This is a genomic window from Amycolatopsis sp. NPDC005003, assembly GCF_053600695.1.
The window spans coordinates 39,916-53,186 of record NZ_JBSGAI010000060.1 but is presented as its reverse complement, the minus strand read 5'-3'; the positions used below and the strand labels follow the sequence as shown (position 1 = coordinate 53,186).

Genomic DNA, 13,271 nt, shown 5'->3' with positions numbered 1-13,271 from the left:
CCGATGCCCAGGGTGAACAACACCTGCAGTGCCCAGCTGATCAGATGCCCGACCAGCTCCGCGATGATGTCCCGCACCAACGCCCGCACCGCAGCAACGACCTCACCAGCGGTCTTGACACCACTGGACGCACCTTCACAGCCCTTCTGGGCCGTCTCCAGCAACGTCACCGTGTCCTGCGCCCGCTGCCGGTAGGTGTCCGCGGCGGCACCGGTCCACGAAACCGTGTCGGCCTTGACCATGCCGATCAGGTCCTCGCCGACACTGCCCAGCTCGGCCGCGATGTTCTTCCACGTCTCCGCCTGCGCCGCGATCTCGTCCGCGTTCCCGGTCAGCCCGTTCAAGGCCTCCTTCAACGGCCCGACGTGCTCCATCAGCCAACCGACCCCGGCCGCCAGGATCGCACCGAACGGGTCCATCGCCATCGACAACGCATCCAGCGCCGTCCCGACGGCCCCGAGCGCCACCGCAGCCCAGTCGCCACTCTCGATCGCGGATTTGAGGTCGTTCGCCGACTCCAGCAGCGAAATGCCCGAATAGGCTTTCGTGGAATCCTTCGTTTCCGCGACCAGCGGATTCACCACGGATTGTTGTCCTCGTCATCGGCTGCGGCAGGCCGCCGCGGCGGCTGCGAAGTTCCGGGTGCGGGCGGGGTCGCCGCGCCGCCGGCCGGGGCCGGCGGCACCGGTGCGGGCGGGGTGGCCGGCGGCTGCTCGTCCGGCTCGTCCGGGTCGGGGAACCGGCCGCGCAGGTTGTCGAGCAGCACGCTGCGGGTTTCGCGGTCCTCGTCGCCGAGCTGCTCGGCCATCACCCCGGCGACGCGTTCGGCGATGCCGGACTGCGCCCGGCGCATCGTCGTCAGGATCTGCCGCGAGAGCTCGTCGAGGGGGAACGACTTGACCTTGTTCGAGAACGTGAGGTCGGTGACGGTGCCGTCCGCGCCGACGGTCACGCTGACCGCGCCGTCGGAGCTGGTCGCGGTCAGCCGCAGCCGTTCGGTCTGCTCCTGGGCCGCCTGGTAGCGCTGGGCCTTCGCCGCGAACCCGGCCGCCCAGTCGTCCATCCGGCGGATCGTCTCGTCGGGGTCCTGCATCAGGTCCCCCAGCCCGTTGGGGCCGGTCATGACCGCACCTTCGCTTCCGCAGTCGGCGACGCCGCCGCGAGCTGACGCTCGAACGGCTGCGCGTTGCCTTCTTCGCCTTCTCGGTAGGACTTCGCGGCCGCCGTGACGTTGTCCGCCAACCCGCGCACGCCTTCCCCGGACGCCGTCAGCGCGTCCTTCGCCTGCTCGTTCGTCGGCCGGATGATCGGCGGGAGGAAGGCGCACAGCAGCCCGTAGGCGTGGTCCGACATCGCCGTGTCGGCCGCCGCGCTCGCCGTGTTGAGCCGGTCCACCAGGCTCTCGACGTGACTCGCGTGCGCGACCAGATCGTCCGGTTCGACTTCGAAGCCGGGTGCCGTCACGGCGTCACTTCCAATCCTGGTTCTTCCAGTCGCCGATCACCGGCGGCGCGACCGCCTGCTCGCCCGCGAAGAAGTTGGGATCGTCGCTTTCGAGGTAGTCGGCCGACTTGTGTTCCTTGTCGTCTTCCTTCTTGCCCTTGCCGGCGCCCATGCCACCCATGCCCGGGGCGCCCGCGGCACCGGCCGCGCCGCGGCCCGACATCGCGTTGCGCGCCGCCGCCGCTTCGGCTTCCGCGGCCGCGCCGGAGGCGGCCCCGCCGCTGAGGTTGCCCGCACCGCGCAGGCCCGCGCCGCCGGCGCCGGACCCACCGGCCCCGGAGCCGCCGATCCCGCCGAGCGATCCGCCGCCGCCCCCGCCGCCGCCCAGGCCGCCCAGCCGGCTGGCGATGCTTTCGCCGTTGATCCCGCCACCGCGCCCGATGGTCGGCATCTTGGCGCCACCGGGGGTGTTGAGGCCGCCGGCGCCGGTGGGCAGCCCGGTGATCGGGTCGATGCCGGGCGGGGTGAACCCGGGGATCGGGCTGCCGCCGCGGACGCTGCCGCCGCCCCCACCGGAGATGTCGGGGATGTTCGGGATCGACGGCGGGGTGAACCCGCTGCCGCCCGTGCCCCCACCGCCCGGGATACCCGAAGGTGTGAAGCCGGACGACGATGTCGAGTCGTCGAAGTTCGGCAGCGACGAGCCGGGGATGCCGGCGCCGCTGAAGTTGCCGCCACCGGGCGTGCCGGGGGCGTCGAAGTTCGGCGGCGTGAAGCCCGCACCGCCGGCGCCGCCGGCACCGCTGCCGCCGCCCGGGATGCCGGCGCCGGAGAAGCCGGAGCCACCGCCGGGGATGCCGCTGCCGGAGAAGCCGCTGCCGGAGCCACCCGCACCCGGGATGCCGCTGCCGGAGAAGCCGGAGCCACCCGAACCGTCGCCCGGGATGCCCGCACCGGCACCGCCCGCGCCCGCGCCGCCCAGCGCGGCCGCGTTCGCGTCGATCGGGGTCCCGGTGGCCGCCGGGTCCAGCGGGCTGCGCGCCAGCAGCGGCTGCACGTCGCCGCCCGCACCGGCGCCGCCTCGCGCGACGACGTTCTGCCTGGTCGCCGTGGCGGTCGGCAGCTTCGGCGGGGCCGGGAACCGCGGGGTGGCGACCGCGCCGCCGATGGTCTCGTCGTACTGGGTCATGATCTGCGCGGCGTGCTCCCGCGCGGCCTGCTGCGCCCGGTAGGTCTGCATGGCCTCGCCCGCGGCCGCCGCGTACTGCACCGGGTCGGTCATCGACATCAGCCGCTGGTTGGTCGACTGCAGGTCGAACTGGACCGGCGGGTTCGCGGCCATCTGCCGCTGGGTCTCGTTGAGCGCCTGGGAGTGGATCTCCTGCTGGCGGCCGGCGAGGGTGGCGCCCTGCGCGGTCGCGCCCAGCCACTTGCCGACGCCGGCGAGGTGTTCGCGGACGGCGTCACCGGCGCCGCCCTGCCAGTTGCTGGTGCTGGCGTTGATCGCGTCGGCCAGCGTCTTCTGGTGGGTGCCGAGGTCGTTGCCGACCCGCACCCACTCTTCCGAGGTCTCCGCGACGGTCGCCGGGTTGGCGTCCTGCGTGATGGCTTCGTTCATCTGTTCGTGGCTGGCGTTGTTCCACAGCGTGCGCGGCGCCCCGCCGGTCTCGCGCATGGTGAGCCCCTCGTCGAGGCCGTGCTTGGCGTCGTTGAGGTGCTGCTGGTAGAGCTCCTGGATCTTCTTGTCGCGCAGCACCGGGTCGACGACCGGGCCGAGCCAGCCGCGCCGGATCTCGTCGTCGACCTGTCTGGTGGCCATCTCGCGGATCTGGTCGCCCGACGGCGACTTGTCCGTGGTCAGCGGCCCGACGTAGTACTTCGACGACGAATCGGCGGTCACGTCGTAGAGCGGACTGCGCGGGTCGTAGTCCGGGGACGACGGGTCCGAGACGGACTCGGCGGTGGGTGCCACGATCTCCCTCAGCTCTGGTCGGCGGTCGGGAGCGAGGTCAACGTCTGCTGCGTCGTCTCTTCCCGGGACTTGTAGTTCTGCTTCGCCAGCTTGATGGCCTCGATGTAGGTCGGGAACTCCTGCCGCGCGGCCTGCAGCTGGGTGACGAGGCCGTGCTCGTCGGCGGCGGTGCTCACCATGTGCGCCGACACCCACTGGCCGGCGGCGGTCCGGCTCATCGCCGGCGCGTCGTGCAGCCGCTGCAGGTTCGCCCAGCGTTGTTCGAGCGACTCGAGCACGCCTTCGAGGGCCTCGATCAGCTGGTTGCCGGTGGTGTCGTCGATCGCGAAGCCACCGCTCTCGGCGAGCCGCTTCAGCTGCGCCCCGGCGAGGCCGACGCGCACCGCGTCCATCGCCTTGAGCTGGGGGTCGGCGGTCGACGCCATTTGCTTGGTGGCCTGGAGGGCCTGGGCCACCGCCGCGGTCTCTTCGGTCGTCATCAGGACTGTTCCTCCCCGGTCAGTAGACGGCAGCGATCGCGTCGCGGATGGCGCGCGCGAGGTCGGCCCGCCCGGCGGGCACGTATTCGGCGGTGAGTTCCCCGCCCTCGCCGCTGCGGGTGTGCACGAGGTACCGGCCGTCGGCGGTGTCGAGCCAGCTCAGCGGCTCGCCGGCGAGCCGTTCACCCCGCCGCCCCTGCGCGCTGACGGCGATGTGCCCACCGCCCAGCCGCGGTTCGGCCAGCACCCGTTCGAGCACGGCGACGTCGGAGGGCTTCGGAGCCGGCGGCCGCCGCCCGGGCCGCACGACGGCTTTGACCTCGATCATGCCGAAGGCATCGGTCTCTTCTTCGTCGAACTCGGCCTCCGCGATCCGCTTCGCGGTCATCGCGGAAACCTCCCGCCCGGCGGCCCGGTGGACGACGTGCGTCCCGGTGGTGGCGGCCGGAGCCGGGGGAAGCACCCCGGTGACGACCTCGACGAGGTCCTCGTCGGCGAACAGCGAGAACAGCAGTTCGTCGGTGTCCGGGGCCTGCGTGATCCCGAGGGCCTGGGCGCCGTCGCTGACGACGAGAACGGCCACATCGGCCCCGAGCCCGTCGATCCCGCTGACGGCGACGGATATCCGCGGTTCGGCGAGGAGTTCGAAGGCGGTCCGGACGCCGGGGTGCAGCTCACCGGAGACGGACAACCGCCGTTCCTCGAGCGCGTCGTAGACCTGCCGCGCAACGCGGACGAACCGCACCGGATCGGTGGGCAGGTTCCCGGCCCGGAGCGGGTACCGCCGGACATCGCCCCCGGTAGCCCGCCCGACGACGAGTGCTTCGAAGACCTCGAGGACGAACTCGAACCGCTCCGCCATTTCCCCTCGCCGGATCCTTTTCGTCAAACCTTCAAGCAAGTTCCTTGATGAACATTAGCAGTGCGGCCGGGGCGGACGTCGGCACCGCCACCCGGATGCCCGAAAGACCACGATCCCCTGGACCAGGCGGGCAAGAGGGGTATAGCCCGAAGGAGTGACGGCCTGCGGGTGGGGCCTGCGCCGCGCGGCTGCCGCGCAGGCCCGGAGGAGGCGAGCACGTCGGCAGACCCCGCCGGGGCAAGGTGCTCTCCACCCCGCCCCGCCCTACAACGCAGGAACTCGCCGAGCCCGTTCGATATCAGGACCACGGTAAAGCCGCTCGGGAATGCGAGCCAACGTAGAAGGATGCACCTGGGCACCCAGCCCGTAGAACTTCTGGAAACTCATGATCAGCGGCCGCCAGGCGTCCGGATCGATCCGATCCTCGGTGCCCGCCAGCCGGACGGACTCGTGCACGAGCACCCGCTGCACCCGAACCTCGAAAGCGACGATTCCCCCGTCGTCCCCCACCGGGTGGGTGGCCTCGACGACGACCTCCATCGCCACCGGGCACTCGGCGACCCGCGGCGGCGCCACGGTCGAAGAAGCGACCGGAGTCAGCCCGGCCCGCGCGAACTTGTCCGCCACGTGGAAATATCCCCGCTCCCGCTTCCCGGCGGGCACCGGATCGGTCCCCGTCGTCAGCGCCAGCCGATCGACCTCGGCGGCCATCGACGAAGAAGGCAGGTTCAGCACGCCTTCGCGGGTGCGCAACAGATTCTGCGCGGTCTGCGACCGCACCCCCAGCCCGAGCATCGCCCGCCACCCGAGCCAGAACGCCGATGACATCGGGGCCAGGTTGGCCGAACCGTCCTCATTGGTGCTGGAAATCAACACCACCGGTGTACCGAAGTACAGGATCCCCGGCTCGATGGCCGTGTGCGCAACAGTCTTCACCCGGCCGATCCTGCCGTCCACAGGGGACGCGAGGCTGGCGGGAATCGGCCGTCGCGATCACCGCGGGGGCGGCGCCGGCGGAAAGCGCCGCCCCCGGCGGATCACCGGACAGCCTGCGTCAGGGCCCGCCGCGTCAGGACCCGGGCCAGGTGACGGCGGTACTCGGCCGTCGCGTGGGGCTCGTCCGGCGGGTTCGTTCCCGACGCCGCCAGTGCCGCCGCCTCCTCGATCGACGCCCCCGCCGCCAGCGCCTCTTCCGTGGCCGTGGCGCGCAGCGGTACTCCGCCCATGTTCACCAAGCCGACGCGGCCGTCCACGACCGTCACCCCGACCATCGCCCAGTCGATCGCGCGGCGGGTGAACTTCTCGAAGCCCCAGCCCTTCCCCGTCTGGGCCGGGAGGCGGATCTCCGTCAGCAGTTCCGCCGGCTCCAGGGGCGTCGTGAACGGGCCGAGGAAGAACTCCGCCGCCGGGATGCGGCGCTCCCCCGACGGCCCGCGGGCCACCAGGACCGCGTCCGACGCGAGGACCGCCGCCGGCAGGTCCGCCGCCGCGTCCGCGTGCACCAGGGATCCGCCGATCGTGCCGCGGTGGCGGACCTGCCGGTCGCCGACCTCGCCGGACACGTGCGCCAGCAGGGGCGCGTGCTCCAGCAGCACCGGATCCTGCGCCAGCGAGCTGTAGCGGGACAGCGCACCGATGACGACCTCGCCGCCCTCCAGGCGGACGTACCGCAGCTCGTCGAGCGGGGCGATGTCCACCAGGTACTCCGGCGCGGCCAGGCGCAGCTTCATCAGCGGCAGCAGCGAATGGCCGCCTGCCAGCACCTTCGCGTCGTCGCCGTGCGAGGCGAGCAGCGCGAGCGCCTCGTCCACTGTGGACGCTCGCAGGTACCGGAACGAAGCGGGGATCACCGGTCCACCTCCTGCCCCGACGCGTCGATCACGGCGCTGACGATGTTGTGGTACCCCGTGCAGCGGCAGAGGTTGCCCTCGAGCCCGGCACGGACCTCGTCGCGGGTCGGCTTCGGGTTGTCGGCCAGCAGCGACACCGACGCCATGATCATCCCCGGCGTGCAGAACCCGCACTGCAGGCCGTGCTGCTCCTGGAACGCCCGCTGCACCGGGTGCAACGAACCGTCCGCTGCGGACAGTCCCTCGACGGTGGTGACGGCGTGGCCGTCGGCCTGCGCGGCCAGCACCGTGCACGACTTGACCGACTCGCCGTCGAGCAGCACCGTGCAGGCGCCGCACGACGTCGTGTCGCAGCCGACGTTCGTGGCGGTCAGGCCGGCCGTGTCGCGCAGGAAGTGCACCAGCAGCGTCCGGTCCGGCACCTCCTCGGTCAGCGACCGCCCGTTGACCTCGATCGAGACCTTCACTGCGCGCTCTCCTTGGCTTGCTCGAGTGCCGCCCAGACCCGGATCGGGGTCGTGGGCATGTCCAGGTGCTTGACGCCGCGCGCCGCAAGGGCGTCCACCACGGCGTTGTGCACCGCCGGCGTCGAACCGATCGTCGCGGCTTCGCCGATCCCCTTGACGCCGAGCAGGTTCCGGTCGGTCGGGGTGGCCATGTCGACCAGCTCGAAGTCCGGCAGCTCGGCGGCGGTGACGAACGAGTAGTCCGCCAGGGTCGCGGTCGTCGGGTTGCCGTCGTCGTCGTAGGTGACGACCTCCATGAGCGCCTGCGCCGCGCCCTGGCCGAGGCCGCCGTGGCGCTGGCCGCGGAAGGTGAGCGGGTTGACGATCGGGCCGGCGTCGTCGACGGCGACGATCCGGCGCAGCCGCACCTTGCCCGTCTCGGTGTCGACCTCGACCACCGCGAGGTGCGCGCCGAACGGGAACGTCGGCGCGCCGGCGCCGAACCAGACGTCGGCCGAGAGCTTGCCCTCGCCGGCCGTCTCGACGACCTGCGCCCAGCTGAGCACCGTGCTCGACGGTGCGCCGCGGACCTGCCAGACACCGCGCCCGGCGTCCAGTTCGAGGTCCTCCGGCGCCGCTTCCAGCAGGTCGGCCGCCAGCTCGCGGGCCTGCGCGATCACCTCGTCGGCCGCCTGCCGGATCGCCGAGCCGCCCAGCTGCAGCGACCGCGAGCCGAACGTGCCGACCGCCTTCGGCACCTCGTCGGTGTCGCCGTGCCGGACCGTGATCTTCTCCAGCGGGACGCCGAGCTGGTCGGACAGCAGCATCGCCAGCGACGTGCCGAGCCCCTGCCCGTGCGGTGAGCTGCCGGTCCACGCGACGACCGAGCCGTCCGGGTGGATGTCGACGCGGCCGCTCTCGCCGCCGCCGTCGCCGCCGGTGATCTCGACGTAGGTCGCGATGCCCAGGCCCAGCTCGACCGGGTCGCCCGCCGCCCGCCGCCGCTGCTGCTCGGCCCGCAGTTCGGCGTACCCGGCGGCGTCCAGGACCTTGTCCAGCGCCGCCGCGTACTCGCCCGTGTCGTAGGACGCCCCGGTCGGCGACTGGTACGGGAACTCCTCCGGCCGGATGAAGTTGACCCGGCGGACCTCGGCCGGGTCCAGCCCGATCTCGGCGGCGAAGCGGTCCATCGCCCGTTCGACGGCGGCCGTCGCTTCCGGGCGCCCGGCGCCGCGGTAGGCGCCGATCGGCGTCGTCGTGGTGACGACCGCGCGGCTGCGGGTCTCGACCTTCGGGAACCGGTAGACGCCGATGGCCATCAGCTCGGTCAGCGTCGGCAGCAGCAGCATCCGGGGGTACGCGCCGGCGTCCTGGACGACGTCGAGGCGGTACGCCAGCACCGTGCCGTCGCGCTTCCCGCCGATGGTCACCGTGTTGCGCTGGGCGCGGCCGTGCGTCATGGCCGTGAGGTTCTCGCTGCGCGACTCGACCCAGCGCACGCCCCGCCCGAGCTGCTTGGCGGCCCAGCCGAGCACGGTCGCCTCGGGGTCCGCGCCGATCTTCGCGCCGAAACCGCCGCCGACGTCCGGCGCGATCACCCGCACCGACTCTTCGGGGACACCGAGGCTCCCGGCCAGCTGGCTGCGGGCGATCTGGGCGTTCTGCGTGGACAGCCAGGCCGTCAGCCGGCCGTCCTCGCCCCACGCACAGGCCGCGCCGCGCACCTCGAGCGGCGCGGGCGCGACGCGCTGGTTGAGGATGGTCTCGGTGACGACGACTTCGCAGTCCTCGAAAATCGCGTCATCGAACTCGGCCGCTCCCTTGACCTGCACGATGTTGCTGTCCCGGTCGGGGAACAGCAACGTTTCGCCCGCGAGGGCCGCGTCGATCGACACGACCGCGTCCAGTGGCTCGTAGTCGACGTCGACCAGCTCGGCCGCATCGGCCAGCTGGTAGCGCTCTTCGGCGACGACGAGCGCGACCGGTTCGCCGACGTAGCGCACCACCTCGCCGGCCAGCCACGGTTCCGGCACCGGCCCCGAGGGGTGCGGGTCGAGCCCGAGGTCGGCGGCGGTGAACACGCCGAGCACGCCCGGCGCCTCCTTCGCCGCGCTCACGTCGATGCCGCCGATCCGCGCGTGGGCGATCGGACTTCGGACGAAGACCGCGTGCGCGGCCCCGGAAAGCGCATCCGTCCGCAGATCGTCCACGTAGGTGCCGCCCGCGGTGATCAGACTCCGGTCTTCCCGGCGGACCACCCTGGTCCCGACAATGCTCATCTGGTCTCCTGCTCGCCGATATCCGCCGATCATGCCCGCAGGCCGAGGACGACCGCCAGGCCCAGTCCGCCGATTCCGATGCCGATGCGCAACGGCGTGGCCGGCAGCCGGCGCACGAGGACCGACCCCAGCCACGCGCCGCCCAGCGAGCCGAGGCAGACGGCGAGCGCGGCCGGCCAGACGACCTTGCCCGTGACCGCGAAGACGATCGCGGCGAGGAGGTTCGCCGAGCCGGTGACCAGGTTCTTGGCCGCGTTGGTGCGGGCGAGCGGCTGGCTCCAGACGGTGACCAGCAGCGCGAGCATGAGCACGCCGGCGGCGGCACCGAAGTAGCCGCCGTAGATGCCGATGAGGAACGCGACCACGCCGGTCGCCGGGCTGAGGCCGTGGTGTTCGGCGCCTTCGGCCAGCCGGCGCAGCCGCGGTCCGGCCATCAGCACCAGGGACGCCCCGCCGATCAGCCACGGCACGATCACGGTGAACGCGTCGGACGGCGTCAGCAGCAGGACGAGCCCGCCGCACGCGCCGCCGACGGTGGTGATCGCGCAGAGCGGGACGAGCCGCCGCCGCTGCCCGGCCAGCTCGGGACGGGCTCCGGCCGCGGCGCCGACGGTGGTGCCCAGCATGGCGACGGTGTTGGTGACGTTGGCGGTCACCGGCGGCAGCCCGGCGGCCAGGAGCGCCGGGTAGGACACCAGCGACGCGAGCCCGGCGGTCGCCCCGGTCAGGCCGGCCCCGACGCCGGCCAGCACGAGCAGGAGCAGCACCCACGGGTCGATGATCACGTTGTCATCTCATCACGCCGCCGTCCGGCCGATCCGGGCCGTCACCGTTCGCGCGGGGTCCGGGGCGACGCCGCCGAAACGCCGACTGAGCCGACGCGGCGGGTATAGGTCGTTATACGCAGGCATTGTCCACATCGGACTGGAGCGGTCACGGGAGCCCCGGCGCCGGGCAGTCCGGCCGCACTTGATCGATCTCGGACACCGCGCGGCGGGCCCGCGGGCGAGTACCTTGACACACGGAGCTCTCCACCGCCCGATCGGGAGGACGGATGCGCGTCACGATCGCCGAGGTCGCCCGCCGCGCGCGGGTGAGCAAGACGACCGTGTCGCGGGTGCTCAACAACAAGGCCGACGTGGACGCGGCGACGGCGATCCGGGTGCGCGAGGTGATCGCGGCGACCGGGTACATCCCCAGTGCCGGCGCGGTCGGCCTGGCGCGCGGGGTGACGCGCACGGTCGGGATGCTGGTGCCGGGCCTGACCTGGCCGTGGATGGGCGAGGTGCTGCAGGGCGTCGCCGACGTCGTGGAGTCGAAGGGCTACGGCCTGCTGCTGTCCACCGCCAACCGGGGCGCCGACTCCCTGGGCGAGTTCTCGCGCCAGGTGTCGGCCAAGGCGTTCGACGGCCTGCTGCTGGTGGAACCGCCGGACGCGGTGCGGCACCTGCGCGTGCTGCACGACTCGGGCCTGCCGGTGGTGGTGATCGACGACCGCGGCCGCCGCCCGGCGTTCCCTTCGGTGGGCACGGACAACCGGCAGGGCGGCGCGTCCGCGGCCCGCCACCTCCTCGAAACCGGCCGCACCCGGCTGGCCACCGTCACCGGGCCCCGCGAGTTCGGCTGCACCACCGACCGCCTCAACGGCTTCCACCAGGTCGTCGTCGACGCGGGCCTGACCCTCGACCCGCGGCTCATCATCGAAGGCGACTTCACGAGCGAGAGCGGTGAGGCGGCGATCCTCCAGCTCCTCGGGACCGGCCCGGAGTTCGACGCGGTCTTCGCGCACAACGACCTGACGGCGGCGGGCGTGCTGGCCGGTCTGCGCAAGGCGGGCCGCACGGTGCCGGGGGACGTCGCCGTGGTCGGCTTCGACGACATCCCCCTGGCCGCGCACACCCAGCCGCCGCTCACCACGATCCACCAGCCGCTGCGGCAGATGGGCGAGACGGCGGCCGGCCTGTTGCTGGACCGCCTGGCCGGCGCGCCGGCCCCGGACGCCCCGCTGATCGTCCCGACGGCGCTGGTGCTCCGCGAGTCGACCCGGGTGCGGTAGCCCGCCGGCTCACGCACCGCGGCCGGGCGGCCGTCGAGTACACAGTGGACGGATGGCGGGTGGCTTCACTGGTACACCCGCACGTAGTCGATCACCATGTCCTGCGGCAGGACGGTCCCCGCGCCCGGCGGGCCGGGGAAGTCGCCGCCGATCGCGTTGTCGAGGATCAGGAAGAACGGGTGGTCGTAGACCCACGGCCCGCGGGTGCTCTCCACGGTGTCCCGGTTGATCGTCTGGAACGCGGTCCCGTCCACGAAGAACGTCATGTGGGTGGCGTCCCAGTCGAGGCCGAAGCGGTGGAAGCCGGCCGAGACGTCCTGGCCGAGGTCGTAGGGTGCGCCGACGCCGCCCGCGCCGTTGTAGGCCGGGGCGTGGATCGTCGAGTACGCCAGGTTCGGCGCCTTGCCGACGTGCTCCATGATGTCGATCTCACCGCAGTTCGGCCACGGCGTGCCGCTGAAGAAGTTCGCGCCCAGCAACCAGAACGCGGGCCACAGCCCCTGCGTGCCGGACACCTTGATGTTGGCCTCGACGTGGCCGTAGGTGAAGCTGAACTTGCCCGCGGTGTTGATCCGGCCGGAGGTGTACTGGCAGGTGCCGCTGCCGCTGACCGGGTCGATCGGGCACGCGCTGCCCGGGGTGGCTTCGCGGCGGACCTGGATGACCAGGTTGCCGCGGCCGTCCTGTTTGGCGTTGTTGTTGTTCGTGTAGTACTCGAGTTCGTTGTTGACGCCGGGGCCGGTCTCGGCGGTCCACTTGCTCGCGTCGGGAGCCGCGCCCGCGGCGCCGTTGAACTCGTCGCTCCAGACCAGCGTGCCCGGGAAGTGCGGGGCCGGCGGCGCGGGCGGCGGCTGCGTCGGGTTGCCGCCGGTGCCGTAGACGTCGAAACCCCACAGCGAGTAGCCGTAGCCGTTCGAGCGGGCGGTGCCGTACATCCGGACGTACCGGCCGGACCCGGTGACGGTCAGCGTCTCCTTGAAGCCCTTGCCGCCGGCGGTCGAGTACACCGTCGTCCAGTTCGCGTTGTCGTTCGACACCTGCAGCTGGTAGGCGACCGCGTAGGCCGGGTCCCACTGGAGGACGACCTGGTGGACCACCGCGGGCGCGCCGAGGTCGACGGTGATCCAGCCCGGGTCGACCCAGCCGGTGGTCGCGCTGGTCGCCCAGCGCGTGGCCGGGTCGTGGTCGAACGCCTTCGCCGGGACGCAGCCCGGGCAGGCACCGTCGTCCTGGTACGAGGACGCGGTGCCGGGCTTGCCGTAGGACAGCAGGACGTCACCGGTGCCGCCCCCGCCGTACACCTGGAACTCCCACAGCGAATAGCCGTACTGCGTGGCCCGCTGGGTGCCGGTGAGCCGGACGTACCGGCCGCTGCCGGTCACGTTCAGCGTCTGCGTCCCGCCGGTGCCCGTGGTGGTCGAGGAGAGAGTCGTCCAGGTCGAGCCGTCGGCGGACGCCTGGACGGTGAACGCCTTGGCGTACGCGGCTTCCCAGCTCAGCACGACCTGGGTCAGCTGCTGGGCCGAGCCGAGGTCGACCTGGAGGTACTGCGGATCGCCGAAGGCGCTGGACCAGCGGGTGCCGGGATCGCCGTCGACGGCCGCGCTCGCGGGGAAGGCGGCGGACTCGGCCGAGGACGCCGTCACCGGGCGGCCTTGGGAGAGCAGGACGGGCGCGGCCCGGGCGACCGGGGCGGTCAGCAGGGCGGCCAGGGTCAGGGCGAGGACGGCGAGCACCCGGGTCCTCGGCGTGCGGCGTTGCATGGGGCACCTCCACGGCGAACCGGCGCCGGGGCGGCCTTGCCCCGGCGCGGATCGGCTCACGTGGTCTCCGGCGCGGGCGTGGGTCCCGGCCGTCGGCACGCTCTTAGTTCAAGCTATAAAT

The 13,271-nt window shown here is 72.6% G+C and carries 13 protein-coding genes; 1 reads left to right on the top strand and 12 read right to left on the bottom strand.

All coding sequences use genetic code 11. The features are described from left to right. From ACWED2_RS42865 to ACWED2_RS42815, 11 genes are all read right to left on the bottom strand, one after another. Positions 1-584 (bottom strand): WXG100 family type VII secretion target (locus ACWED2_RS42865; protein WP_449696245.1); only part of this gene is annotated, 584 nt, incomplete at its 3' end. Next, complete coding sequence (locus ACWED2_RS42860) at positions 578-1,123, bottom strand: YbaB/EbfC family nucleoid-associated protein (protein ID WP_449696243.1); 546 nt, start codon at positions 1,121-1,123, stop codon at positions 578-580. The genes ACWED2_RS42865 and ACWED2_RS42860, both read right to left, overlap by 7 nt. After that, positions 1,120-1,464, bottom strand: a complete 345-nt coding sequence (locus ACWED2_RS42855; RefSeq protein ID WP_449696242.1) for a type VII secretion target — start codon at positions 1,462-1,464, stop codon at positions 1,120-1,122. The genes ACWED2_RS42860 and ACWED2_RS42855 overlap by 4 nt, the downstream gene beginning before the upstream one ends. A gap of 4 nt (positions 1,465-1,468) precedes the next feature. Continuing rightward, positions 1,469-3,415: a hypothetical protein gene (locus tag ACWED2_RS42850; RefSeq protein ID WP_449696241.1), complete on the bottom strand. Its 1,947-nt coding sequence runs from the start codon at positions 3,413-3,415 to the stop codon at positions 1,469-1,471. Between the two features lie 8 nt (positions 3,416-3,423). Next, positions 3,424-3,894, bottom strand: a complete 471-nt coding sequence (locus ACWED2_RS42845; RefSeq protein ID WP_449696240.1) for a hypothetical protein — start codon at positions 3,892-3,894, stop codon at positions 3,424-3,426. 19 nt (positions 3,895-3,913) lie between these two features. Continuing rightward, positions 3,914-4,756, bottom strand: a complete 843-nt coding sequence (locus tag ACWED2_RS42840; protein WP_449696239.1) for an ESX secretion-associated protein EspG — start codon at positions 4,754-4,756, stop codon at positions 3,914-3,916. Positions 4,757-5,020: 264 nt separating this feature from the next. Beyond that, on the bottom strand, positions 5,021-5,635 hold the full coding sequence (locus ACWED2_RS42835; protein WP_449696248.1) for a flavin reductase family protein: 615 nt from the start codon (positions 5,633-5,635) through the stop codon (positions 5,021-5,023). 158 nt (positions 5,636-5,793) lie between these two features. Then, positions 5,794-6,606, bottom strand: coding sequence for an FAD binding domain-containing protein (locus ACWED2_RS42830; RefSeq protein ID WP_449696238.1), 813 nt, complete (start codon positions 6,604-6,606; stop codon positions 5,794-5,796). Further along, positions 6,603-7,073 (bottom strand): (2Fe-2S)-binding protein, encoded by a 471-nt coding sequence (locus ACWED2_RS42825; protein ID WP_449696237.1) that lies wholly within the window; start codon positions 7,071-7,073, stop codon positions 6,603-6,605. Before ACWED2_RS42825 ends, ACWED2_RS42830 begins: the two co-directional genes overlap by 4 nt. Next, on the bottom strand, positions 7,070-9,331 hold the full coding sequence (locus ACWED2_RS42820) for a xanthine dehydrogenase family protein molybdopterin-binding subunit (RefSeq protein WP_449696236.1): 2,262 nt from the start codon (positions 9,329-9,331) through the stop codon (positions 7,070-7,072). The genes ACWED2_RS42825 and ACWED2_RS42820 overlap by 4 nt, the downstream gene beginning before the upstream one ends. Positions 9,332-9,360: 29 nt before the next feature. Next, a complete protein-coding gene (locus ACWED2_RS42815; RefSeq protein ID WP_449696235.1) occupies positions 9,361-10,116 on the bottom strand; it encodes a sulfite exporter TauE/SafE family protein in 756 nt (251 codons plus the stop codon). 269 nt (positions 10,117-10,385) lie between these two features. Here ACWED2_RS42815 and ACWED2_RS42810 point away from each other — a divergent pair, with 269 nt between their 5' ends. Continuing rightward, positions 10,386-11,387, top strand: coding sequence for a LacI family DNA-binding transcriptional regulator (locus ACWED2_RS42810; protein WP_449696234.1), 1,002 nt, complete (start codon positions 10,386-10,388; stop codon positions 11,385-11,387). A gap of 65 nt (positions 11,388-11,452) precedes the next feature. Here the strand turns inward: ACWED2_RS42810 and ACWED2_RS42805 are convergent, their stop codons facing one another. After that, a complete protein-coding gene (locus ACWED2_RS42805; RefSeq protein ID WP_449696233.1) occupies positions 11,453-13,150 on the bottom strand; it encodes a discoidin domain-containing protein in 1,698 nt (565 codons plus the stop codon). Positions 13,151-13,271 lie beyond the last annotated feature (121 nt).

Bases quoted from the DNA above. Each gene is read 5' to 3' on its own strand.
- ACWED2_RS42845 (WP_449696240.1), bottom strand. From the start codon at position 3,894: ATGACGACCGAAGAGACCGCGGCGGTGGCCCAGGCCCTCCAGGCCACC.
- ACWED2_RS42820 (WP_449696236.1), bottom strand. From the start codon at position 9,331: ATGAGCATTGTCGGGACCAGGGTGGTCCGCCGGGAAGACCGGAGTCTG.
- ACWED2_RS42810 (WP_449696234.1), top strand. From the start codon at position 10,386: ATGCGCGTCACGATCGCCGAGGTCGCCCGCCGCGCGCGGGTGAGCAAG.
- ACWED2_RS42840 (WP_449696239.1), bottom strand. From the start codon at position 4,756: ATGGCGGAGCGGTTCGAGTTCGTCCTCGAGGTCTTCGAAGCACTCGTC.
- ACWED2_RS42860 (WP_449696243.1), bottom strand. From the start codon at position 1,123: ATGACCGGCCCCAACGGGCTGGGGGACCTGATGCAGGACCCCGACGAG.
- ACWED2_RS42805 (WP_449696233.1), bottom strand. From the start codon at position 13,150: ATGCAACGCCGCACGCCGAGGACCCGGGTGCTCGCCGTCCTCGCCCTG.